26 protein-coding genes are annotated in these 24,612 nt (G+C 52.4%); 1 reads left to right on the forward strand and 25 read right to left on the reverse strand.

The window, feature by feature from the left end:
- Positions 1-177 precede the first annotated feature (177 nt).
- The 19 genes from SNR34_RS25400 to modA form a co-directional block, all read right to left on the reverse strand.
- Positions 178-894, reverse strand: coding sequence for a glycosyltransferase family 2 protein (locus SNR34_RS25400; protein WP_236414499.1), 717 nt, complete (start codon positions 892-894; stop codon positions 178-180).
- Positions 891-1,832, reverse strand: a complete 942-nt coding sequence (locus tag SNR34_RS25405) for an NAD-dependent epimerase/dehydratase family protein (RefSeq protein ID WP_339274368.1) — start codon at positions 1,830-1,832, stop codon at positions 891-893. The genes SNR34_RS25400 and SNR34_RS25405 overlap by 4 nt, the downstream gene beginning before the upstream one ends.
- Positions 1,814-2,641, reverse strand: a complete 828-nt coding sequence (locus SNR34_RS25410) for a dTDP-4-dehydrorhamnose reductase family protein (RefSeq protein ID WP_236414502.1) — start codon at positions 2,639-2,641, stop codon at positions 1,814-1,816. The genes SNR34_RS25405 and SNR34_RS25410 overlap by 19 nt, the downstream gene beginning before the upstream one ends.
- Positions 2,638-3,624 carry a polysaccharide biosynthesis protein gene (locus tag SNR34_RS25415; protein ID WP_236414503.1) on the reverse strand — a complete coding sequence of 329 codons (987 nt, stop codon included), beginning with the start codon at positions 3,622-3,624 and terminating at the stop codon, positions 2,638-2,640. Before SNR34_RS25415 ends, SNR34_RS25410 begins: the two co-directional genes overlap by 4 nt.
- Positions 3,617-4,708 carry a non-hydrolyzing UDP-N-acetylglucosamine 2-epimerase gene (gene wecB, locus SNR34_RS25420; RefSeq protein ID WP_236414505.1) on the reverse strand — a complete coding sequence of 364 codons (1,092 nt, stop codon included), beginning with the start codon at positions 4,706-4,708 and terminating at the stop codon, positions 3,617-3,619. Before wecB ends, SNR34_RS25415 begins: the two co-directional genes overlap by 8 nt.
- A gap of 38 nt (positions 4,709-4,746) precedes the next feature.
- Entirely contained in the window at positions 4,747-6,315 is a 1,569-nt protein-coding gene (locus tag SNR34_RS25425) for a glycosyltransferase family 4 protein (RefSeq protein ID WP_486180470.1), read from the reverse strand.
- Positions 6,316-6,377: 62 nt separating this feature from the next.
- Positions 6,378-7,517, reverse strand: coding sequence for a CgeB family protein (locus SNR34_RS25430; RefSeq protein ID WP_236414509.1), 1,140 nt, complete (start codon positions 7,515-7,517; stop codon positions 6,378-6,380).
- Between the two features lie 47 nt (positions 7,518-7,564).
- Positions 7,565-8,659: a CgeB family protein gene (locus tag SNR34_RS25435; protein WP_486180471.1), complete on the reverse strand. Its 1,095-nt coding sequence runs from the start codon at positions 8,657-8,659 to the stop codon at positions 7,565-7,567.
- Between the two features lie 261 nt (positions 8,660-8,920).
- Positions 8,921-9,253: a hypothetical protein gene (locus SNR34_RS25440; RefSeq protein WP_236414513.1), complete on the reverse strand. Its 333-nt coding sequence runs from the start codon at positions 9,251-9,253 to the stop codon at positions 8,921-8,923.
- 1 nt (position 9,254) lies between these two features.
- Positions 9,255-9,554 carry a hypothetical protein gene (locus SNR34_RS25445; protein WP_236414515.1) on the reverse strand — a complete coding sequence of 100 codons (300 nt, stop codon included), beginning with the start codon at positions 9,552-9,554 and terminating at the stop codon, positions 9,255-9,257.
- Positions 9,551-9,892, reverse strand: a complete 342-nt coding sequence (locus SNR34_RS25450) for an alpha-helical endospore appendage domain-containing protein (protein WP_236414517.1) — start codon at positions 9,890-9,892, stop codon at positions 9,551-9,553. The genes SNR34_RS25445 and SNR34_RS25450 overlap by 4 nt, the downstream gene beginning before the upstream one ends.
- 24 nt (positions 9,893-9,916) lie before the next feature.
- Positions 9,917-10,207 (reverse strand): nucleoside-diphosphate sugar epimerase, encoded by a 291-nt coding sequence (locus SNR34_RS25455; RefSeq protein WP_236414519.1) that lies wholly within the window; start codon positions 10,205-10,207, stop codon positions 9,917-9,919.
- Positions 10,208-10,331: 124 nt separating this feature from the next.
- Complete coding sequence (locus SNR34_RS25460) at positions 10,332-11,084, reverse strand: amino acid ABC transporter ATP-binding protein (protein ID WP_236414521.1); 753 nt, start codon at positions 11,082-11,084, stop codon at positions 10,332-10,334.
- On the reverse strand, positions 11,081-11,791 hold the full coding sequence (locus tag SNR34_RS25465; protein WP_339274374.1) for an amino acid ABC transporter permease: 711 nt from the start codon (positions 11,789-11,791) through the stop codon (positions 11,081-11,083). The genes SNR34_RS25460 and SNR34_RS25465 overlap by 4 nt, the downstream gene beginning before the upstream one ends.
- A 4-nt stretch (positions 11,792-11,795) precedes the next feature.
- On the reverse strand, positions 11,796-12,539 hold the full coding sequence (locus tag SNR34_RS25470; protein WP_486180472.1) for an amino acid ABC transporter permease: 744 nt from the start codon (positions 12,537-12,539) through the stop codon (positions 11,796-11,798).
- A 23-nt stretch (positions 12,540-12,562) separates the two neighbouring features.
- On the reverse strand, positions 12,563-13,402 hold the full coding sequence (locus SNR34_RS25475) for a transporter substrate-binding domain-containing protein (protein ID WP_343261632.1): 840 nt from the start codon (positions 13,400-13,402) through the stop codon (positions 12,563-12,565).
- 270 nt (positions 13,403-13,672) lie between these two features.
- Positions 13,673-14,005 carry a hypothetical protein gene (locus tag SNR34_RS25480; protein WP_236414530.1) on the reverse strand — a complete coding sequence of 111 codons (333 nt, stop codon included), beginning with the start codon at positions 14,003-14,005 and terminating at the stop codon, positions 13,673-13,675.
- A gap of 325 nt (positions 14,006-14,330) precedes the next feature.
- Positions 14,331-15,014 (reverse strand): molybdate ABC transporter permease subunit, encoded by a 684-nt coding sequence (modB, locus tag SNR34_RS25485; protein WP_486180473.1) that lies wholly within the window; start codon positions 15,012-15,014, stop codon positions 14,331-14,333.
- A complete protein-coding gene (gene modA / locus SNR34_RS25490) occupies positions 15,011-15,883 on the reverse strand; it encodes a molybdate ABC transporter substrate-binding protein (protein WP_486180474.1) in 873 nt (290 codons plus the stop codon). The genes modB and modA overlap by 4 nt, the downstream gene beginning before the upstream one ends.
- Before the next feature lie 276 nt (positions 15,884-16,159).
- Between modA and SNR34_RS25495 the strand changes: the two genes are divergently transcribed.
- Positions 16,160-17,221, forward strand: a complete 1,062-nt coding sequence (locus SNR34_RS25495) for a substrate-binding domain-containing protein (RefSeq protein WP_486180475.1) — start codon at positions 16,160-16,162, stop codon at positions 17,219-17,221.
- Between the two features lie 34 nt (positions 17,222-17,255).
- Here SNR34_RS25495 and SNR34_RS25500 read toward each other — a convergent pair whose 3' ends face one another.
- From SNR34_RS25500 to SNR34_RS25525, 6 genes are all read right to left on the reverse strand, one after another.
- The gene (locus tag SNR34_RS25500; RefSeq protein WP_343261689.1) at positions 17,256-17,516 is read right to left on the reverse strand and encodes a hypothetical protein; all 261 of its coding nucleotides are present in this window, start codon (positions 17,514-17,516) and stop codon (positions 17,256-17,258) included.
- The gene (locus tag SNR34_RS25505) at positions 17,473-17,871 is read right to left on the reverse strand and encodes a DUF3024 domain-containing protein (protein ID WP_236414535.1); all 399 of its coding nucleotides are present in this window, start codon (positions 17,869-17,871) and stop codon (positions 17,473-17,475) included. Before SNR34_RS25505 ends, SNR34_RS25500 begins: the two co-directional genes overlap by 44 nt.
- A 69-nt stretch (positions 17,872-17,940) precedes the next feature.
- On the reverse strand, positions 17,941-18,210 hold the full coding sequence (gene rpsN, locus SNR34_RS25510; RefSeq protein WP_236414536.1) for a 30S ribosomal protein S14: 270 nt from the start codon (positions 18,208-18,210) through the stop codon (positions 17,941-17,943).
- 257 nt (positions 18,211-18,467) lie between these two features.
- The gene (locus SNR34_RS25515; RefSeq protein ID WP_486180476.1) at positions 18,468-19,679 is read right to left on the reverse strand and encodes a GTP-binding protein; all 1,212 of its coding nucleotides are present in this window, start codon (positions 19,677-19,679) and stop codon (positions 18,468-18,470) included.
- A 223-nt stretch (positions 19,680-19,902) separates the two neighbouring features.
- Entirely contained in the window at positions 19,903-22,752 is a 2,850-nt protein-coding gene (locus tag SNR34_RS25520) for a DUF5704 domain-containing protein (protein WP_486180477.1), read from the reverse strand.
- Positions 22,753-23,286: 534 nt separating this feature from the next.
- Positions 23,287-24,549, reverse strand: coding sequence for an S-layer homology domain-containing protein (locus SNR34_RS25525; RefSeq protein ID WP_486180478.1), 1,263 nt, complete (start codon positions 24,547-24,549; stop codon positions 23,287-23,289).
- Positions 24,550-24,612 lie beyond the last annotated feature (63 nt).

Consider the following 24,612-nt stretch of genomic DNA (forward strand, 5'->3'; position numbering starts at 1 on the left):
ACGCAATCCTTCTTCCTGCTCAACTCAAATATGGGGCTAGACTGATCGGAAGGTGGCATGCGCTCGTAGACGAAGAAACCAGCGAGATTTTTGCCGTGTGGGAATAAGCTCAGGAACCGTCGCAATGCGAGAAAACAAAAAAGGGAGGCTGCCTTAAGTCAGCCATCCCCCGGATGCTTAACCTCCCAATACCGCGATACGATGCAGCAGCGCTCCCCGATATCTGTTCCATACCATGGAAGCTTCTCTTCCGATCTTTTCCGCATGCCGCAGCGATCCCATTCCTTCATGCCATCGATAAGCGGTTAGCGGCACGTTCAGATACGAAAAACGATATCCGTTCAGGACGATTCGCAGCCATAAGTCCAGATCATGCGTATAGGGCAAATGCTCATCAAAGAGCCCCACGGCGGAAAATAAATCTTTACGGATCATGACCGTGCACCCATTCACCGGATTGCTTTCCACGAAGCGGCGCAGCAGCCCGATTTCGTCTACCGGTTCGATCCCGCAGTTCATGCGCGTTACCGCCGATTGCCCATTGATATAATGGAAGTTGGTATGTGATATCAACGTCCCCTGTTCGCGCATCAACCCCACCTGAAGGCGGATTTTGTCCGGATATAAGAAATCGTCCGAACTGAGCCAAGCGACGTATTCTCCCGAAGCATGGCGAATGCCGTGATTGAGAGCAGATGCCGTTCCTCCGTTGCTTTTCCCCAGCACATTGATATGCGGCAGATAGGGCTGGAGCCGTTCGGCATGCGCGGTGGAGCCGTCATTCACCACGATAACCTCCACATCGCTGTAGGTTTGGTCCAAAGCACTTTGAATCGCCTGAGGCACATAGGGGCAATTGTAAAAAGGGATGATAATCGAAACCCTGGGATTCACCTGCTCAACCTCCCCAGCCCTGACCGGGCATCCTCTAGAATATCCCGAAGCGACTGCGAAAAAGAAATCATCGGTTTCCAACCAAGGTTCCGGAGCAACGAGGCACCTTCCTGGTCCCCCGCTCCATCCGGACCGGAAGAGGCATGATCCCAACGCACGGGAATTTCAGCGTCGGACATTCCTAACAGCGCATCTGCGATCTCTCCCAGGCTTCGTTCCTTGCCGGAAACAACGGGGTATACAACGCCGGACGTTCCTTTAATCAACAAGGTGGCGTAAGCACGTACGGCATCCCGCACATCCAGATAGTCACGGGTGCTTTCCCTGCCGGACAGTCCGAAAGCTTCCGTCTTGCCCGCGATTTCGCAAGCCGCTATATGGCGTGCCAGCAGAGAACATATGCCCGTGGAAGGTCCTGCGCCAATGAGGTTTCCCGGTTCGGCAAGCATGATTTGTTGACCGAACAGGGACATCCAGGCCAGGGATACCGTCTCCTCCAGCGCTTTGCTTAGACTGTACGGGTGAGACGGCTGGGGAGGCAAGCCCGGCATTGGAACATATTTCAGCCGGGAGCCCACGATCACGATTCTTGCCGCCTTGAAATTGCGAAGAGCATCGAGCAAATACAAGGCGGCCATGACATTGCTTTCTATAGCAAGGATCGGATTGGCCCAGGAGTCCGGAACGGAGTTTTTCCCCGCCAGATGCAATACGTCGTCCGGCTGCACTTTGGTGACAAGCCGGCATACCTGTTCTTTGTCGTTCAAATCGCATACATGCACGGCTACGCCTTCCCCGAACGAGTGCGATCCTGCTTTCCTGACCACGGCGGCCACTCTGGCGCCCATGGATTGAAAATAGGCTACGGCGTGCCGACCGGTGAAACCGGTGGCACCCGTAATGAGCACTTTCCTGCCTTTCAGCTCCGTTCCATCCATAACGCTAGCTCCTTCAGCATCGTAGGATAGTCCGGGAAGTTCGTCTGCACGTCCGCACGCGTGCATACCAACGTACGGTCCTGCACCACCCGGTCATCCGGAACGATGTTGACGTCCCGTTTGTCCCAGGTCTTCTGAAACAGTACAAGCAGGTCATGCTTGCTGATCGGCTTGGGGTGTGCGAGATGGATGAGGCCGCTCACCGGCGAAGCCAGGTAATGATCCACCCACTTTGCCAGTTCGAGCGTTGTTACCCCGTTCCAGAAGACACGGGTATACCCCCCGACCTCCCCTTTGGTCGACATGAACCAGTGCATGAGGCCAATGCCGCTCTTTCGGATTTCAGGTCCGATGATGGACGTCCGGATCGTCAGATGCCCGGCATCGTGCACTTCTCCAAGCGCTTTGGTGATTGCGTAGGCGGACGTCCCGTCCGTGGCGTCATCCTCCCGGTAGGCTCCCCGGTCCCCGCTGAATACGCAATCCGTGCTGATGTGGATCAGGCGCGCGCCGATCGTATCCGCGACGCGGCGCAAGCGATGCGGCAGGAAACCGTTGATATGGTATGCCGCGATCTTATCTATATCCGCAAAGCTGTTCAGCACGCCCACCGCATTAATGATGACGTCCGGATGGACCGCTTCGACGATCCGGTCGACCATGAAGCTGTCGTTCACGTCGAGCAGCAAACCACCCGGGTCTGCTGCATCCCGTGTCGTGTAGAACAGATGGTGCCGCCCCTGACGGCGGAAATATTCGACCAGCATATGGCCGGCCATGCCGTTTCCTCCAAGGACAAGCAGCTTCATGATAAGAATCCTCCGCGCTTCAGAATATCGCGAATTTCGTCCTTCGTCATCAACTGATGCTCCGAACTGAAGCTGCTGAAGGATACCGGGCGGCAGTGGCTGTAATGCTCCCGAAGTCCCGGAATGCCGACCGTAGGCAAGATGACCAAGTACTGCTCGTCATAAACAACGGTGGTCATGCTCTCGAACTCGCTCATCAATATTTCGTGGATTTTCTCTCCTGGACGCGTGCCACTTTCCACGATCGATACGTCCGCCACGCCCGAATCCTCGATCAGCACTTCAGCCAGATCCACGATTTTGCATGTCGGCATCGTCATCACGAAAATTTCGCCGCCCACGCTCTCCACGGATGCTTTGAACAGCAGCGAGATGGCATCCTTCAAGGTAAGGAAGAAGCGGGTCATTTTCAAGTCGGTGATGGACACCTCGCCCTTTTGGCGAATCTGGTTTTTGAACAGGTGCACCACGCTGCCGTTGGTACCGAGCACATTGCCGCCGCGGACCGTAACGAATTTGGTATTGCTGTTCAGCAGATTGGCATACACGATCAGCTTCTCGCCGATCGCCTTGGTCATGCCGTAAAAGTTGGACGGATTGGCCGCTTTGTCTGTCGAAATATAGATCACTTTCTTAACATGGTTTTCAATGGCCGCCTCAATGACGTTTTGCGTACCGATCACGTTCGTTTTCAACGCCTCATATGGCTGGTCCTCGCAGACCGGCACGTGTTTGAGGGCTGCGAGGTGGAACACATAATCCACGTTCTGGCACGCCGCGCTGATCGCTTCCTTGTCGCGAATGTCCCCGATCCGGAAATGAAGACGGGAATCCTCGAATTCGCGGCTCATCGCAACCTGGCTTGATTCGTTGCGGGAGTATACGACGATTTGTTTCGGCCGCTGGGGAAGCAGCTGGGCGACCAGCTCATACCCCCACGATCCGGTCCCGCCAGTCACGAGTATACGCTTATTTTCAAACATTCAATTTCCCCCCAAGCAGAAATTTGACCACAATGCCGGATACATTCTTTGCTTTATAGCCGTCGGGACATTCCCAATCGGCTGGAAGAGCGGTCATGACTTTGACGCAATCGGCAATGCGGTCTGCATCGAGTCCGGATACCACATTGCTGCCGCAATCCACGGTTTCGGGACGCTCCGTCGTGCGGCGCATGGTGACGGTTGGCACGCCCATAATGCAGCATTCTTCCTGCACCGTCCCGCTATCGGTCAGCGCGCACCGGGCGTGCCGTTCCAGCATGACAAAGTCGAAAAACCCGAAAGGCTCATGGAATTCCACCAAGGGATGCATCTCCAATTCCAAATGCTCGGCGATCCGGATCGCCGTGCGAGGGTGAATGCTGCAAATGATGCGCTGCCCTTGTTCTTTGGCTACGCGGTTCAACCCCTTCATGATCTCCAGCAAATGCGGAGGATGGTCCACGTTTTCGGCTCGATGGGCGGTAACCAGAAAGTATTGGCCGGGTTTGAGTTTTAGCTTGTTTAGAATATTGCTCGCGCTCACCTGCCGATCATAATGTTGCATCACTTCATATATCGGATTGCCCGTCAGCACGATGCGGCGGCTCGGCACGCCTTCCCTGACGAGATGTTTCTTGCTCTGCTCCGTATAAGGCATGTTGATGGTCGATATGGCATCGATCACCCTGCGATTTTTTTCTTCGGGAACGTCGAGATCGAAGCAGCGGTTGCCTGCTTCCATATGAACGACGGGAATGCCCATGCGTTCTGCCAACACGGCGCAAAGCGCGCTGTTGGTATCGCCGAGGAGCAGCACCTTGTCTGGCTTCTCTTGGCGCAGGATATCCTCCATTTGGGTAAACATTGAGGATAACTGTCTCCCAAGCGAAGCTGCCTCATCCTGAAGCACGTAATCCGGCGCACGCAGACCCAACTCCTTGAAAAACAGGCCGCTCAGGCTTTCCGTGAAATTCTGTCCGGTATGGACCAAAACATGTTCGGCTGCATACTGGTCCAGCTTGGAGATGATGAGGCTGAGACGAATGATCTCCGGTCTTGTGCCCAGCACCGTCATGATTTTCATCGCTATCCCTGCCTTCGTCGTAAAATGGATGTCGGCTGTCAAGCCAGCCTTCGCTTACGGGTTTTAACTTTTACGGCTCGCGAGGGGCGCTTCCTTTTGCTCGCCCGCCCTTTTCTGCCTCCGGTCCTTACTTTGCGGCCCAGCATCCTCCGTTTGGCCAAACGGTTGCCGCTTTCCCTGCGCTTTCTTCTTTTCTTGCCTCGCTTGACGGCCGCGGGATACATGAGCGGGCCATCCCCTCCCCCGCTCCCTCCCTCAATGGCAAGCGGGGGAAGAGGAGATTTGGGCAGGGCCTCGATGACGGATAGCGGGAACCGCTTTGCACTCATTCCGTTCCGTTCAGATACCAATACGGTACGAAGCCCTCCTTCTCCCCATCCATATACAGGACCCGTGGGCGACTGAATATACGGGAACCATCCGGGAAAACGCAACAACCACCGGGTCACCATCGCGTGCAGCGAGGTTCTGTACGCATCGTTTCCATACAGCCGTTCGGCCTCCGCCCGGTTTCTCCACCCCGTATCGGAAGCTAATTCCTCATTGTCGATCAGACGGGCGGCCAGCTCCGCGAGCGCCGCGCTGTCCCCTGGCGGCGCAAGAAACTCGCCGCTGCCGACGCCCTCCATCAGTTCAGCCAGCCCGCCCTGCGTGAAAGCGATGACCGGTTTGGCAAAGTGCATGCCCTCCAGCGCGGTCATGCCGAAACCTTCCTTCACCATGCTTGGAATGACCAGAATATCCATGGCAGGATAGGCCATCGAAACGTTTTCCACGAATGGGGTCATCTCGAATCGACGCTGGTAACCCGATTTTTTGACCCGCGATATGCATGCATCGTAATACTTTTTGTCCGCCGGCGTGCCGATGATCCAGAAACGGGCCCGCGGATGCGTTTCGCAGATTCGCAGGCACATATCCACGAAAGGTTTCAGTCCCTTGGCATCATGGATGAAAGAGGATATATAACCTATGCAGACATGCGATGATTTGAAGCCGAGTTCCTTCCGCTTCCGTTCCCTGAAGTACAGCCATCGGTCCGGGGCAGGCAGAGAGGAATCCCACGTAGGAGGCAGAACCGTGAGTTTGTCTTCGATCCCGGCTTCTCGAAAAGGCAAGGCCGCTGCATTGGAGATCGTAATGATCCAATCGGAGTAGCTGGCGATCAAGCGAATGGCGTCCTGCAGATGATCCGTGGACTGCATAATCTCGGTGATCTTCCAGATGACGGGGATTTGCAATGATTTCGCCGCAATTGCAGGCAGAACGTTGACGCAGGTATTGGTCAGGACGAGATCAGGGCCGGTTTCCCTGATCAGGGAAACCACGGCCTGGAATTCAGGTTTATGGCGCAGTTGTTCAGCATCGTCCCCAATGCCCTTATATGGCGTATAAACGCCATATAACAGCGGGAACTCGCAGACCTTGACCCGGATCCCCGATCTTTGGGCAAGCCCGGCAAGCTTCCCTTCACGGGGAACGACCAGCACGCAGTCGAAAATGGTGCCCATCTCCCTCATGAAATGAAGCAGGAGCTTTTCCGCTCCCGTAATGCTGCGGGTATTGCATACATGGGAGAACAACATCAATTTCGGTCTAGTCTCCATGGCCGCACGGGCCCGTGCATGTCGGCATGCAGAGCCCTATGCACACCTCCTCTAACCTGAATTTAAGAGAAGACGACGGACAGCAATTCATTGATCCGTTTGCCGTACGTGTGATCCTTCAAGGTCCGTTCGAGCCCGCGCAGCGCGATCTCTCGGCGCTCCTTCTCGTGGGTCAGATAATATTCGACCTTTTCGATCAATTCCTGCGGAGAGGCATACGTTTCGATCTCCACTCCCGGCTGGTAAAATCTCGTTAAGTCATCGCGCGCATCCGTGAGTTGGAGCGTCGCACACGCCGCAATTTCGAACGTTCTTGGGTTCGGCGAGGCCGGAGGTATCCGCAAATGGTTGTTGTTGACCGAATCGTCTTCATGCGAACGGTGCAGGTTAATGACGAGTTTGGTGCCGTTGTATACGTCGTTGGTTTCCTGGGGATTCATCCAGCGGCCAAGCTCTATTTTTTCGCCGTAAGCCTCGTAGCCGGGCAGGCGATCCCACCAAATCCCGTTGAATACCGTGTTGTGGGACATTAATTGGGCCATGATCGGATTGAAGAAATACACCCGGTTCCAATAGGCCGAGCCAATGAAGCTGACGTCACGTTTAAGCGGGGACGGGGTAGTAATCGGAAAGTAATGCGACGTATAAGCCGCAAATGGCAGGTAATGCACCGAAGCGCAACCGTTCTGACGGTAAAGCTCCACGCAATTTAGTTCTAATGTAAAGACATGATCGAAATGCTTCGATACTTCCAGCGTCATGTCGGTGTAATAAGGATCGTCGGTCAACCAGATGGCTGTCGGTATGCCTGCCTGACGGATAGCATCGATTTGGTCCAGCGGCAGGTCCATGCCGTCCAGGGCAAGCACAAGGTTCGGACGGGTCGCCAATGCAGTTTCGGCAATGGGTTGACGCGGATCGGATAAAGTGACTTTAGCCACCATACTCTGCAAGGTTGCGGCGATCGCTTCATCCAATGGGGAATACGGGAAGCCTTTGCCCGATGAAATATACATGATATGCACGGGGCGAAAAGGAAGCGGCTCCTTAGCACAATTGACAATATAGTTTGCGCGTCCGCGCAGATAGCCTTCCTCCTTGCCAGCTTCGTATCCGGCACGCTGCCCGTTTTTGCGTGCCTGGTCAGCCAAACCGAGCACCGGGACATGAGACTGTCTGTGTTTACGGTGTTTGATAGGCATATTGCCACTCCTTTGTATGGGGATCATTCCGATCCCTGAATAAGAACCTACAGATGTTCCAGAAGCTGAGACATGCGTCTCGCAAAAGTATGGCGACTCATCGTGGTGATCAGTCCGCGCATCGCTATAGCCAGGCGCTTATCCTCGTTCTCGAGGTAGTATTGGATCTTGTACCGAAGTTCGGACGCGGAAGCGAACGTTTCGATATCGTATCCTGGCCGGTAATATAGCGGGAGATCGGCGCGCAGGTCCGTAATTTGCATCGTTCCACACGCACTGATTTCATAGGTGCGCGGGTTGATGGACCGGCCTTCGATCTGGTGCACATTGCGATTGTCCTCCCCGGACTTATCCGTGCGATGAACATTGATAACGATTTTGGCTCCATTGTAATAATCCACCGTCGCGTTGGGATCGATCCAACCTTCATGCAGAAAACGTCCCAACAGATCCGAGCGCTTCAGGCGATTCCACAGACCTCCTGCGATGAATACCTTTTTTCCGGCAAGAAAAGGAGCCAACTCGTCGAACAGTGCGATTCGGTTCCAGAAGCCCGTTCCAATAAAACACACGTCATACTGGTGCTGAGGCTCGGCCCGCCGCGGCTGAAACATTTCCGGATTAACCGCAAGCGGAAGATAGATGACCCGACTGGCTCCGTGTTGATGATAAAAAGCGACCGTCGCTTCCTCATGTGTGAATACCACGTCGTAATGACGGCAAATTTCCAGCGTGTCCTCGGTAAAATAAGGATCATCCACAAACCACACCGCCGTTTTGATCCCCAACCCACGTATGCCGTTTACCTGCTCCAGGTGGTCCGCAGGAAATACATGCAACCCATTCATGACCAACACAACATCCGGCCTATGCTGAGCCGCTTCCTGCAGCATCGCTGCAGGGGAACCGACGATGCATTCGCGTACCAATTGCTTCAATGCTCCAATGACGCCAGCATCGATGGCATCGAACCCCTGAGGAATGTAAAGCACCTTTATATCGCGCAATGGCGGCTTGAACCCCTCCACTCTTGCCATCACGGCCTGACAACCACCGAATCTGCGGCCTTCCGCGTATCCGCAGCGATATGCCGCTTCCGATTCCGTCAATGGCCGGTGCCTTTTTTTTGTCACATCCTTCACCCTGACTTCCTGCAGGAGAACCCGAATTGGATTCTCCCCGAGATTTGATCTTCCCTCTAAAGGATATGCCCTAGGGTCAGATGCATCATGGACGGCTGTCCTGCTGAGCGCAAAATTGGCGCATGCCCGAGCCAATAGCCTGTACGGGCATGTCCGCTCCTGCGGGGACGCAAAAAAACCCGGGGGAAATATCCCGCCGGGCAACATCATGCCGCTGGTCCGGATGAATGAGACGGTCTGGAAAATGACTCCATTAGTCTGCTACTGCGCCTTGTACGCCAGTTGATGTCCGTCCTCGAATCCCTTCGCGAAACCCGCGTTGAATCCCTCGTTGTACGCTTCGTTGTATCCCTGGCCGTACGCATTGTCCGGATTGGGATCGGTGGGCGTAGCCGGCGCGACCGATTGTACGGGATCTTGGCGCCGTACGGCCGTACGTTTCTTTTTTCTAAGCCACGCTTTGCGTCCCCGAAGCGTGCGTTTGCGAAGCACGGGTTTGCTTTTGGCGGCTCGCGGCTTGCGAACTTTGCGCAGACGTGCACCGCGAGCTACGAGCGCTCTTTTTTTCAACCCTACTTTTTTCTTCTTCAACATCTCAACATTCCTCCTGTATGCCCGGAACGATGCGTACTGCATATCCGGGTTCTTTGAGCCACGGCACGCTTGGCTCTCCCTGCTGAATGCGGGCCAGCCTGATTCCCGTCACCATACAGGACATTTCTTCCTGATACCGGCTCAGCAAACGAATATTCTCGGCAATACTGCGAGCGGACAGCTCCGAAATGGCGGATACGCTGGCTACGCTGTCCAGAATACGGGCTAACGCCTCCTGGCTGTGCGCAATGGATTCAATGAGAGCCAGCTTGACTTCCTGTTCACGCCTCAACAGATTCATTTTCCCATGTCCCCCATGTCCATACCGCCAAACATGCCTCCGTCCATGCCGCCTTCTTGCTCATTCTCATCCTTGACCATCAGTGCTTTCAGGTTGTTGCACAGGCCGGTCTCCATCCGTGTTAAGCCTTCCAGCACTTCAATGAGCTGATCATGTACTTTGAGCGGCTCTGCCACCTGATCACCGTGGGTCAGAAACGTGTCGCCGTTCAGATGATTCAACATCCATGTCCTCACCTTTTCGGCCTCGATCGCCTTGGCCTCCAGAATAAGCGCAATATTCCACTGCATCTTCGCTGCCGCATCCAACATCTGAATCAAGCTCTTCTCTTTGCTCATGCCCCTTCACCCGCCTTCCGGGCCCTATTCTTCTTCTTCTTGATCCGCCATTTCACGCATAACCTGGGTCAATGTTTCGGCTACCGCCTCCTCCAGATCCGCCAAGCCTCCCAAGTAGGAGATGATGCTTTTGTTGATGTTTCCCGAGCTGCCCAACAGACCCTCAACGCCATCGAGCTCCGGCTCGATATCCGGCAAATGATTGATGATTTCAGCCATGCGCACAGCGACTTGGCGCTTGGCGTCCAGCACGCGTGCAAGCTGTTGGTGGGATTGTGCAATGTGCGAGAATATTTCATCGATCTTGCTCTGCATGGTTCTCCTCCTAACCGATGCGGCCTGTTCAATCCATACGAAAAACCCGGCCTATCAGCATTTGCCTGCTACAGCATATGCCGGGCCGGGATCGTCAGTTACTCCAGCTTGCGCCTATATATCGTCAAATCACATAACTCCAATCCGGCGAATACCGGCTGAGGAACTGGCGAGTTCGTTCCTGCTTGGGCCTCACAAAAATTTCCTCGGGCGCGCCTTCTTCAACAATGCTGCCTCCATCCATGAAAACGACGTGATTCGCCACCTCGCGGGCAAAACCCATCTCATGCGTAACCACAATCATTGTGATCCCTTCCTGGGCAATGGAGCGGATGACGGACAACACCTCGCCTACCAACTCCGGATCGAGGGCGGATGTCGGCTCGTCGAACAGGATGACTTCCGGATTGAGCGCCAGCGCCCGGGCAATACCCACCCGCTGCTGCTGTCCACCCGAAAGCATGCTGGGATAGGATGCGATTTTGTCCGATAAGCCCACCTGATCCAGGACGCGAAGGGCACGCTGGCGAGCCTCCTCTTTAGGGACCCTTTGGGCCACGATGAGTCCTTCCGTCACGTTCTCCAGCACCGTTTTGTGTTTGAACAGGTTATAATGCTGAAACACCATTGCCGTCTTGCGCCGAAGCTGCAATATATCCTGCTTCTTTGCATGTTTGCAATCGACGGTTAATCCGCTGATATCGACTTGCCCCTCATCTGCCCGTTCCAAAAAATTGACGCACCGCAGCAGCGTGGTTTTGCCTGAACCGCTCGGGCCGAGAATCGCCACGACGTCCCCTTGCTCCACGGTGAGGTCTATGCCTTTCAGTACCTCCTGTTTGGCAAACGATTTGCGTATGTTGGTCAACGTAATCATGAGACCCCTCCTTTGCTGTACCTTGCAACCCTGCGCTCAAGCAGCGCCGTGATCCGCTCGGCAATGATGGTCAATCCCCAGTAAATGAAAGCCGCGGCGATAAAGGCCTCCAGAAACTTCAGGCTGACCGAGGCCACGACGTCCGCCTTGCCCAAAATATCCATCTGGGATACGGTAAAGGCCAGCGTCGAGCCGTGCAAAAAACCGACAAACATGCTGCACAGATTCGGCAGCACTGCCCCGATAGCCTGCGGAATAATGATCCTCCGCAATGCCTGGAGCGTGGTCATTCCTACGGCGCGTGCCGCTTCCATCTGTCCCGGGTCCACCGCAAGAATGCCGGAGCGGATGATTTCGGACATGTAAGCTCCCGCCGTGAGAGAGAAGGCCAGCAGCACGAAAACTAGAATCGGAATCGATGCCGAATGAAACCCCCAGCCGTAACGCTCCGACAATTTGTCGATAATCATCGGGATGCCGTAATAAATGAGAAACAAATGCATCAGCATCGGCGTGCCGCGGAAGAACGATACATAGAACCCGGCCGCCCGATGAATCCATCGCACCCGGTAGATACGGATCAGCGCGGTGGCGAGCCCGATGCCCAAACCGGCGACGAGCGGAACAATCGTAATGACAAGCGTCAGCGGCAATGCCTTCAGGATCTGGAAAAAAGACGTGAATATAAAATGGAAATCAATCGACATAGGTTCACCCCGCAATCCGTTTCAGCCATTTGGCGCTGGCTGGCGGCAGGCCCGCTTCGTTTTTGCGCTCATGGCGCTGCAACCTGCGTTCCGTGCGCGCGAAGCCTTTTTCCAGCACAATGACGATGATGTAATAAATGATCGACAGGCTGATGTAAACCTCCAACGCGTGGGAGGTTGCCGAAATCAGCGTTTGGCCTCTGCCCACCATATCCATGACGCCGATGGAAAAAGCCAGCGATGTATCCTTGAGCGAACCGATCAGCGTATTGGCCATGTTGGGAAAAGCGACGACCAACGCCTGCGGTACTACGATCCGGCGAAAAGATTGAAATGCCGTCATGCCCGCAGCATAGGCTGCCTCGGTCTGTCCTTTGTCCACGCTGCGCACCGCGCCGCGGAAAATCTCCGCAAAGGATGCCGCGTCGCTCAGCGCATAAGTCACGATGACGAACAGCAGCGGATCTGCCCGCGAAAGGTCAATGCCTAGCGGCTTCAACAGTTCTGGCAAGCCGTAGTACACCAGAAACAGCTTGATTAGAATCGGCGTGCCCCGCATAAAAGAGACATATAGGGTGGCCAGCTGGCTCAGCACCGGAACCCGATACAGCCTGGGGACAGCCAGCAGCAGTCCACCGATCAATCCTAGCACGATGGAGCCGCCGAGCACGATGAGCGTAATATGCAAATATCGCAGCAGTTCCGGCACAAAGTCCAGAACAAGCGACAGATCGAACGATTTTCCCATGTCTTCCCTACGCTCCTTTAGGTCTACTCCTCAACCGTATAATCCGCGCCAAGCCATTCGGTGCTTAGCTTGCTCAACGTGCCATCCTCTTTAATGGATTTGAGCGCTTCGTCGATTTTGCTCTTCAGTTCTACCTCATCCTTGTTCAGGATGAAATACACCTTGGAATTGGATAGGGTATCCCCCACCGTTTTCAATTGCGCATCCACGGCCTTGTTCTGATAATCGATGGCAAACGGCGTGCTGATCGTTGCGTCCACCCGGCCTGTTTTGATCTGGGTTATTGTGTCTTCACCGGCACCGGAGTAAACGATGTCGATGGCGTTGTCGTGCTCCGCATTCCACTTTTCAGCCAATACCGCCGCATTGCTTGTGGCGCCTACGATCAATTTTTTTCCTTTCAGGTCGTCGATGGATTTGACGTCCTGGTTTTTCTCGCTCACGACCACTTTATTAGGGAAAATGTTATATGCTTCGTCATTGAACAGGAACTTGGCCTGTCTTTCCTCATTCACTTCCATCTGATGGGCGATGACATCTATTTTTTTCGTTTCGAGACTGAGCAGCAGGTTTTTGAACTCCATCGTGCTGAATTCGAATTCGTATTCCGGCAAACGTTTGTCGATTTCGCGAATCAATTCCACGTCATAACCCGTCAGCTTGCCGTTTTCGTCAATGAAGCAAACGTTGGGAAACTGCGTGCCGGTCCCGACGATAATTTTCTTTACCGTGCCCTGACTGGAATTTGTCCCAGAGCTGGCCTCATCCGCTCCTCCTCCGGCACTGCAGCCTGCAAGCACCGCCAGCATGGTGATGAACAGCATCGCTGTCCGCATCTTTTTGATCCCCTTTTGCTTACCCATTCCCGATCTCCTCCAATGGCTTTGGCGCCAAATATGATGTGTCCTCCCATTCCCCTCTTCCGATTTATATTAACAACCATTCTTACTTGTATAGTCGGAATTAGATTGAACCAAGAATATCATCGTGCCCATGTCCAGGCAATATGCCAGGCAATAGGAGATGTTGATATCGTTATAGAATTTCTCTATTCCTGACGGTAGCCCCTCGCCAAAAAAGCCGCTCCCCTTGGACTCGTCCGGGAAACGGCTTCTTTCATTCATGATGCTATGCTATCTGCGACTGGCCCATTTGATTTTGCGGGCGATCTCTTCCCGCTGCACCTGCAGCAGTCCGATCCGTTCCTCCCATTTCTCCCGCTCATCATTCGATTGAGCCACTGGGAGCTGGCCCAGCAACCCAGTCAGTCGACTGTTGATTGTCGTAAATCTCGTCCATAATTCATCTTCAGGCGATTCCTGCCGCTCCACCCCGGGCTGAAAAATTTTGAGCTGATGGATAAGGGACTGCTGCCATTCCTGATCCTGAATTTGGATGGCAAAATGCAAAAGATCCAGATAGTCGTCGATTTGCAATGATACGCCGCAATCAGGTTTCGTTCTCATAGTCGTCTCTCCTTAGTTCAGTGCTTTGGTTGGAGTCAGTCTCTTCTATTTTACAGGATGAAGGTTCGTTTAGGCGATAGTTTGCAGAAGAAAAGTTGTAAATTTTTTGTTTAATCAGATGGTGATTTGCCACAATTGGATCGCGGGCTTGCCGGATGCATAGAAGCTTTCAATGAACATATAGACATAGTTTGATTCCCCCTACACCCTATGCGAACATATTCGCGCAATCTCACACCAAATAACCCGCCTCAAGGACATCTTCCCTTGGTGCGGGTTATTTTGGAATCGATACAACGTACCCTTTCAGACCTGTCTGCACAGTTCAAGAGCCGTCTCGATGAGACTGCCTCGTACATAACAGCATTAAAAACGAAATGACGATGACGGCTCCCGTCCATGCCCAGGCCATGGGCTGATTTCCCGAATCCACAGCTACATAGATCGCGGTAGGCACCGTTTGCGTTTTGCCCGGAATGTTTCCCGCAATCATTAACGTAGCTCCGAACTCCCCAAGCGCCCGGGCAAAGCCCAGGATAAAGGCCGTCATGAGCGCCCTCCCGGCGAGTGGCAACGAGATATATCGAAATACTTGCCACTCGTTCGCACCGATAGATCTCCCGGCATCCTCCAGATCGCGGTCGATTCCCGCAAAACCGGACTTCATCGTCTGATAGACCAAAGGAAAAGCCACCACAACCGAGGCGATGACCGCAGCCCACCAGGTAAAAATGACCGGAGCGGAGAAAATCGCTTCAATCCATCGTCCGAGCAAGCTTTTGCGTCCGAGCAGCACCAGCAGCAAAAATCCGACGACCGTTGGCGGCAGCACCAAAGGGAGCATAAATGCCGTCTCCAGCAACACTTTGCCCCGAAACGAACGGCGGGACATGAACCAGGCTACGGCAATGCCCACAACGGCTGCAACGATGCTGGATAATAACGCGACCTGCAACGATAAGCGAACGGGAGGCCAGAATGCCCCCCAATCGATGGTCGTTCCGCTCATTCCGCGATGGCGAAACCGTATTTGGTGAACACGTCCAGCACCTCGGGCGTTTGCAAATAGGCATAGAATTTTTCGGCTTCCGCACGATGCTTCGTAGCTGTGATAATACCTGCCGGGTAGTTGGCTGGCGTATAGCTGGCCTTGTCCACTTCAAAGGCAATCTTTACCTGGTCGGATGTCAAAGCATCCGTTTTGTACACGAATCCTGCATCGGCATTGCCTGTCTCCACATATTGCAGCACCTGTCTAACATCCTTGCCCTGCACCAGCTTGCTTTCCAACTGGTCCCACAGTTTGGAGTAAATCAGGGCTTCCTTGGCATATGTACCTGCAGGCACGCTTTCCGGAATGCCGATGGCTACGGTACGGATCGCATCAGATGTCAGATCCTTTTCGCTCGCGATGTTGTTTTGGCTATCTGCGGGCACGATGGCAACGAGTGCGTTTTGCAGCAGGTTTTTCTGGTCTGCCGAAGCGATCAGCTGTTCATCGACCAGTGCGTTCATGTTTTTGGTCGCAGCGGACACGAACACATCGGCCGGCGCTCCTTGTTCAATTTGCTGCTGCAGCGCTCCGGATGCTCCGAAATTAAAGCTTAAATCGATGTTTGGATTTTCGCTCTCAAATCCTTCTTCAATCTCGCCCATGGCATCCGTAAGACTTGCCGCCGCCGAGATGGTCAATGTTACTTTTTCCTGAGGCTCCGTACTGCCTGCAGAAGCGTTATCGCCAGTCGTTGCCGTCGTCGAAGCCGCTTGGTCACCCGTGGTGGCCGATTCTGCAGCATTGCTGTTTGCTCCGCAGCCGCTCAGCACCAACGCCAATCCCAATGTCATGCTTCCCAATATGTAACCCAATTTCTTTTTCATCCGGTCTCCCCCAATGTTATGTTTCGTTATAACTAGTTATAATTAATTATAATTCATTATACATAAGATCGATCAAATGAAAAGGTGACATAAAGCACACTTGCCCTATTTTTGGCTTTCTTTATGGCTCGCTGCGTCCCTTTTGGTTTATCGCGCCCGGCAGGAATGGTATAGTACAAGAGGCACGGTAAATTGAACACGCCCCAACCGGAAGCGGAATCGCAGCAACGAACCATAGATGACATACATGTACCTTTTTGAAGGAGGCGCTTCACCATGACAGAGGAGCAGTCCTATACCACGGAGGAAATCTCCAAGCTGTTGAAAATATCCAAATTGACCGTATACGATCTGATTAAAAAAGGGGAACTGGTCGCCTACCGCGTCGGCAAACAGATGCGTGTCGATGCCACGGACCTGGAAGCCTATAAACGTCGCGCCAAACAGCTGCAATCTCCGGGGCAACGGGGACAGGACACCGGAGCTGCAGCCCCGTCCGCTTCGAGGCTCATTCACGAACATGCCGAGATTGCTGCCCATCCTGCGGCGGCGGCATCCGGGGACCTAGCGTTTTCGGCGCCACTTGCCCCTTCCCGCCCGGAGCAGGGTCATTTGCCCGGGGCGGGAGCGGCAAGGCATCTTGTCATAACAGGACAGGACGTTAGCTTGGACATTCTCATGCGGCATATGGAGAAACACACCGGAAACCTTCGTCCCTTGCGCTCCTTTATGGGCAGTCTGGACGGTCTCGTCTCGATGTATCGGGGAGAATCCGATCTGGTCAGCACCCATTTGCTCGACGGAGATACGGGGGAGTACAACTTGCCTTATATCCGCAAAATTTTGACCGGCAGGTCTTACTTCGTGGTAAACCTATTGTCACGCCCTGCCGGCTTGTACGTGCAGCGCGGCAATCCCCGAGGGCTCCGGAACTGGACAGACCTTGAACAGCAGGGGCTCAGGCTCGCTAACCGGGAAAAAGGCTCCGGGGCCAGGGTGCTGCTCGATGAGCAGCTTCGTTTGCACGGCATCCCCGCCTCCAGCCTCTGGGGCTACGACCAGGAAGAAACCAGCCATATGGGCGTAGCGGCCAAAGTAAGCTCCGGCGAAGCCGATGTCGGAGTCGGCATCGAGAAGGCTGCGCGGATCGTAAGCGGGGTCGACTTCGTCCCATTGGTGCGGGAACGATACGATCTCGTCATGCTCAACACGAAAGGTAACGAAGCCTGGACGGAATCGGTGCTCCGCATCCTGCAGTCCCCGGAATTCAGGCAGGAACTTCAGGCCTTTGAAGGTTACGACGTCTCCCGGACCGGCGAAATTTTATTTGAAGCATAGGGCGGCGAGGCAAACGGAAGCCACGTGATCTTTCTTATGCTTCATCTCGAACCCATACTATGGCTCGGATGATTGGAGCAAGAACCGTCCGTCTGGAAGTTTGGTCCCCTGCTCGCCTCCAAACATGCAAAAAACGCCGCTGCAGCTTCTCGCTGCGCGGCGTTTTCTTCTTTGCGGGCATCATGATGTCGTAACATTTGTCGCCATCCAGCGTCTTCCCGCCGTCATTGCAAATTCGCAGGGCTCTATTGTTATCGCCAAAACAGGCCTGCTTCATCCCGCTCCACTTGTTCAAGCAAATCCTCGAAGCAGGCTTGGGGTCCAATTCCATCTACCGTATGCCATGTGCACCCGCCTTCCGCAGGCGCATACACCTTCCACTGCTCCGATTCCCAACAAAAGCGTGCAATATGCTGTTTCTCCCAAGGGGTCTGCCTGTCTACGGGACGTTCTTCCGTCAGAATCAATTCGTCATTGTTGAGCTCATATGTCAGCTTGACCATCGTTCGAAGCGATGCGGGAATTTTGGCGTCAATGTACCCGTTCAATAGTGCCTGGATATTGTAGAGGGTGAAGTCATCCACGATTGGTCTCATCTCCCGCAGCAGTCCAAATTTTAACGATTCATGATCGTTTTTAGGTTGCAACATATGCTTCATCTCATCGCACGTTCCTCGCTGCCCGTTTCATACATGAACAGGCTTTAACAAAACATGGCCTCACCAGCTCGATTTGGTTACCCCGGGAATTTGCCCTTTGTGGGCAAGCTCGCGAAACGCAATCCGGGATACTTTGAATTTGCGCAGATATCCTCTCGGTCTGCCGGTCAGCTCGCAGCGGTTTTTCAACCGGGTCGGAGAAGCGTTGCGGGGCAATTTTTGCAGTGCTTCATAATCTCCTTTTTCCTTCAGCTCCCGGCGGAGTTCAGCGTATTTGGCAACGGTTGCCTGTCGTTTTTGTTCACGGACGATTTTCGATTTTTTGGCCATGGTTGTACATTCCTTTCTGTTATATTTAAACCGCACTATCAATCACACAAGGCCACTGCGAGTGCAGTACCTTTTTCCGATCGCCTGTTATTCCCAGATTTTTTGTTTCCCCTTTTTTAAGGAGAAAGTCCGGTGATAAGCCTATGCTTCCGATGCAGCTTTCTTTCAGAAAGCTTTTGGCGAACGCTTCGCTTCTCCAGATTGGTTCTGCCTCTCCATTGACGTGTGTATGTTTTTTGCAGTTTATATGCATGGTTTTATTGCAACAGGGGCTGTGCGGCTTCGATCGGCCATGGCAGCGGATTATCAAACCGTGCCCAGTCCGCTTGCATTTCTTCGTCGTTCAACAAACATTGATCCAACTCTTCTTCGATCTGCGCACGTTCCATCTCAATGCCGATCATGACCAGTTCGGTTTGGCGGTCTCCCCACTCTGCATGCCACTGCTCCATGATCTCCGGTTCGGTTTGCAAAATGGCTTCCCTGTCCGCTTCGGGCAAAGCCGCCGTCCAGTACCCTGCCGGTCCGAATTGAATGGATGGCCCTGCTTGACTGAGGCTTGCGGCGAGATCTCCCTGTGCGGCGAGCCACACCAACCCTTTGGCTCGTACCACTTCTTCCGGCCAATGGCTCATGAATGCGGCCAAACGGGCCGGATGGAACGGTTTGCGGCGACGGTACACAAAAGAGCTGATGCCGTATTCTTCGGTTTCCGGCGTGTGGGATTCCCGTGCCAGTTCCTGGATCCAACCGGCCGACAGGCTTGCTTTTTCAAAATCAAATAAACCGGTATTCAAAATTTCGGACGGGTCGATCTGCCCCTTCACGGTACGGATCAATTTGGCATTGGGCTGCAATTTGCGGATAACATGTTCCAGCTTCAGCAATTCGGCCTCGTCCACCAGATCACATTTGTTTAGCAGAAGTACATCGCAAGTCTCGATCTGATCGATCAGCAGATCCACCACATCGCGGGTATCGCCTTCATCCGTTGCTTGATCCCGGTCCAGCAAGCTTTCGCCCGAGGCAAAGTCATGCCAGAAACGGTGGGCATCCACTACCGTCACCAGACAGTCCAGTCGCGCCAGCCCTGTCAGGTCGATGCCGGTTTCCTCATCCGCATAAGTGAACGTCTGCGCCACAGGTACCGGTTCGCTAATCCCGGTCGACTCAATCAGGATATAATCGAAATCACCCTCATTGACCAACTTTTCGATCTCCTGCATCAAATCGTTGCGCAGGGTGCAGCAGATGCAGCCGTTCGACAGCTCAACCAGCTTTTCTTCCGTACGGGACAAGGCTGCTTCTCCCTTTACCAGCGCCGCATCGATATTGACCTCGCTCATGTCGTTGACGATGACGGCTACTTTAAGCCCTTGCCGATTATGCAACACATGATTGAGGACCGTTGTTTTGCCTGATCCGAGGTAACCGCTAAGAACCGTTACCGGGACTTGTTTTTGTACCATGAAATTCTTCTCCTTTTGAAACGAGTAATGAATTGTTTTATCTTTTTTTGTTTAATAGTAATTATTACGATTAACAACAATGACTATACTCTGCTTGCTTTAAGATGTCAAATCCCTTTTTCATGTAAACGTGCGGGCAACATTCCATAAAAATATTGTGAGAAGAGCCATGAATCTGCCGATTCATGGCTCTTTGGCTCACTTTTCCTACCACGCTACATCTTTAATGCGGTACCTGTGACTGAAAATCGTCCCGGCTGGATCGACCCGCATCGTAAAAGACCACATCCCCATCCATCAAAGGCCATGTGTTTCCTTGGCCGTTCAAAGGGCGTGTATCAAAACCCTCCAACTTCCACTGATTCATCAGCGGAGCGTGGATATATTGCAGATAAGGCTCGTTCACATTGCCGTTACGCAATGTCTCGATATTAAAATTAACCACGATATACCCGTCTCGCAGAAACACGGGCGACTTTTCATCCAATGACTGCTGTCTCGCAACGGCCTCCAGATCGGTGCCTTTGGGAACGGCATATACATCGGCCGGCAGGCTGTACTCTCCATACCAACGCTGGACAGAGGCTAAGGCCCGGTCGGCATTTACGCTGGCTGGCAGATCTGTCTTGGGCCCGATCAACGTCCGGATGGTGTCAGGCAGTATCATCCAGTCGTAACGGCCGACCCACGTCTTTCGCCGCGATTCTTGTTCGGTTTGCTGGACCATATACTCGGCCAACGTCCGCCGCCCTCGTTCCTCGGCCGTGAGTTCGTTGGCATATCGATAGCGGGCCGTATCCCCAAGCTCGGTTCCGGGGACATTGCGCAGCCGTTCGTTAAGCACGACGTACCGTTTCTCCAGGTCCTGTTCGGAGCCGATCCGAATTAAACGCTCCTGCCCGCGATGGTAATACAAGTCCACCTCTTGCCTCGACTTGCCGTCCCGGCTCACCACGTAGAAGCTCGGCGTGATTCGGATGCCATCCTGCCCTCCAAACATGTTGCCTTTGGTTTTCAAGTCGAACCGGAAAAGGTAACCCGTTTTTACCGCTACGTTGCCAAAGCCCTGCACCGGATGACTCCCTGGACGGATTGGCAGCATATAAGGCGTCAGGTTCCCACGCGGATCGCCATCAATACCGAAGGGACCCACCCAATAGTTATTTCCCGTTGTTTCAGGACGTCCGATTTGTTTTCGAAATACATTTTCCCAATGGTAATCGGCAATATCCGTTATTTTAAAATCATACACGCGCCCTATGACTTGCACAGGAACGGTGTTCACGGCGACATGTTTTGCCAAGTTCAAGTTTGCCTGATCCTCGTAAGTAAAGCCTGATTCGGGCGAGTTCTCTGCAAATGAGCGATAAGAAACCGAATAATCCCCCTCATCCACCCAGGTCGGCAAATAAAAGGTGGTCTCCGTCTGTGAAACCGGAATATCGATCCACGTATTTGCCGGATAAAACGTGACTTTATTCGCCGTATACACGTCAAACGGGAATAACACCTGTTTGCGCTTGATATACTTTGCATAATCTCTGTCCCCGTAGCCGGGAATATTGCGATGCTGTCCATTGGTGGGCAGCGATACGGTAAAAGGTCGGTCCAGAATAAAAGCTCTGCGCGCATAATCCGGCGTCGTTCTCTGATTGTGCTCCCGGTCATCGGAAGCATCGGAATACATAACGGTCGGTGTATGCACCGTTACCGTATTAATCCCCTGAATCGGATGCTCTTGATTGGCCCCTCCACTCACATTGCCTGGAAGCAATTCATAAGAAACGTTTCCGGAACTGCCCGTGTTTTCTCTGTTCAGCAGCGTGCTGCTGATCATGTTTCCAGGTTTGTATAGTACATCCCGCCCAACCTTTGTTGGATTCGGAATATTCGATGGGTTCGGTCCATCTTTCGTATATTCGGCCCCGTCCATGATCGTCTGGTTGTTAAACTTGACCAGATCGTTATTCACTTTGCTTTGCGGTGTATTGGTCTCGGCCATCCCCCTAAGCAGTTCGGTGTCATCACGAACATCAGGTGGAGCGTTGAGCCCCCCGGTTAATTTGGGCGGTGTATACGATATCGCTGCCGTTTGCCCAGGACGCACGTGGCGATCGACGGCTTCTTCATGTCTCGATTCCAGCGTTGGTGCGGTGTACCCCGCTGGCATCATCGTGACCGTGCCGCCAGGCAGCGCATAATTGCTCATCGTTGCTTTGGCGAGCTTGTACACTTCCAGATTGTTGATTTTCCAGTACGAGTAGTCGCGGGTCATTTGAAATTGGTACGATTTCGTAACGGTGTCCCGCTCCGGTACAGGATCTCCATCCGTACAGTTGCCCTCTTCATCACATACTTCCGGACCTGGAACCGTCCATTCTCTCTCATACGTAATGGAACCACTGCAATTGTAGGTCACTTTTCCGCTCATTTTTGCCCAGGCTTGCTTAAACAGGTAATTATCCGTCAACGCATTGGTATAGAGCGATTCCGAGGTCGGGATTCCCTTCGTCACATCAAATTTCTCAGCATCCCGCTGGTCCGCGCGAATGACTCCCGTCGCATTGGGATCGAGATCGCTCATGATCATCGTTGTGCCCGCAGAAGGCGGACCGATGGTGGGAGCACACACCACGTCGCCCCCGCCTGGATTGCCACCTCCATCATCAGTACCTTGTCCGACCACAATATTTGTTGAGGTTGTCAAATGATAGCCATCTTTTACCCATAATACCGTAATCGTCGTCGTTCCTTCGGTTAAGGCATGAACAACCCCTGAACTGCTAACAGTAGCCACAGTTGGATTGGAGGAAGTCCATGTGATATCTCCATTTCCACTGTTTACATTCGTTTCTGGGCCAAAACTGCCATCGCCGGTTTTGGTCTTTACTGTTGCATTCAGTTGTTTTGTATCATTCTTGTTAAGAGACCCACCATTAGTAAGGTTTATTTCTTTGGTGACCTCGGCTCTTGCTCTCCAGTAAATGTCAGTGTTGAAGACGTAATCTGCAGAGTATTTAGGAGAATTATAAGGCCTGTAATCAAACGGCTCTATGGCTCCACCTATTTGCATTCGGAATTTAACCCAATCTCCATCAAAAGAATCTACATCTAATAGAATAGGAAGACCTACAACATAGTGATCCGTATTATCCATATACATCGGTTTCACAGACTGGATTGTAAACTCAGAATCTGGATGTGACTGACCTAAGCTATCTTTGTAGTCTGTTGGTTTGTATTTGGGTGCATCCAACGGCAAGTTAACACAAACTATAGATGACTTCGGCTTATTAGTGTCGGGATCATTTTGTAAGAGCGCTTCCCTATTACACTCACCATCTACCTTCCAACGTAGATCGTCAATTTGGTAAATGTAGATACCAATATTACTAGTTCCCTTCCCCTCAACTTCACTCACTTTTTTTTGTGATTTTGCAGGTGTTGAGGGCTCAAAATAAGGGGCTACCAATGGCGGCTTGACTCCTGGTCCACCTCCTGCTATTACATAAGAATTAGGGAAATAAAAGAAGTTTACTATTGATACTATTGATAGAACAAAAGCTACTTTCTTTAGATTCGAATACACACCAAGCCCCCCAAGACATCAATATATTGAGACATTAAATTCAGTACCTTCTTTCGTTTCAAGTCTCACTTGAGTCGTTAAAGTTTTATCAAAATGCAATAGTCCTGCCCCCCAATAAACAGGCTCTTTATCTGAGAAAGCTCTTTTATTATTAATATAGTCGTTGACCTTCGGAGCACCATATGCTGCAAAAGACTTGGATGTAGGAGACAGTAGGGCATTAAATGTTGGAGATTGAATTAAGCCCCCTGCTTGTAGGTGTGTAATAGTGTTGGGAATACTGAGCTCAAACTCAGTAAAAGAGTGATATGATCCTCGTAAAGTAGTAATTACACCCTCGTCCACAAATACAGGATAGTAAATACTCCGATCATCCTCTTTGGCATAAGGACTCACGACGATCCAATTTCTAATTTTAAGATCCGCATAATTGGTTCGGGTAACAATCTCTTTATTCCGCACTTTTGAAAAATCATCCGTTACCATACTATAATCAACAGTCGGGGAGACCTTACTCTCTGGCGTTTTCTTATACGACGGCGCAATAATACTCAAGTTCGTCCCCGTTAAACCTACCTGGCGCAACTCATTCAAACCTTTAAAATCGGACGGTTTCGCCTTTGCCACCGAAGAATAGCGTTCAATGAGGACCGCTACCTCAGCGCGTGTGGTTGTGCGATCAGTTCCGAACATTTTATCATTCGCAACGCTCATCAGCCCCGTGCCCATCGCTACTGCCACCGCATTTTTTTCGGAAGCCGCGAGTTTACCTGTAAAATATTCTTTAGCTGGTACAACGGTATTGGTAACGTCAGACAGCGCTTGCTTGTAATCGGCATCAACAGTTGCCAAACCTTGAGTAAGCCAAACTGCCATTTCCCCTCTTTTAAGGGAAGCACCGGCATCCAGTTTTCCTTTGTAATCGGATGGATCAATGAACCCTTTTTGAATAGCCAAGTCCACCCCGTCTTTCGCCCATGCGGGAATGTCTGTAAATGTATTGGTTTGATGGATTGCCGAGTTCGGCTGGTCGCTCAGCCTTCCCAAAATGCTTGCCATTTCTGCCTTCGTTACAGGCGAACCGGGTTTAAACGTTCCATCGGTGTATCCTTTTAAATATCCCTGTTCCACTGCAGCATTAATGGCTTCCGATGCCCAATGCGTTGCCGGCACATCTTTAAATTTTACCGAGGAAGCAGCCTCCGAAGAGGACCCACCCGTTCCCATAACGCCAGCTAACAAAGATAATGCCATCAATCCGGAAAATAACCTCTTTTTCATGACATGCACTCTCCTTCAATTGAATTTTTCGAATCGATACCCGAAGCGTCTTGACCCATTTTT

Source organism: Paenibacillus sp. XP01 (assembly GCF_057364885.1).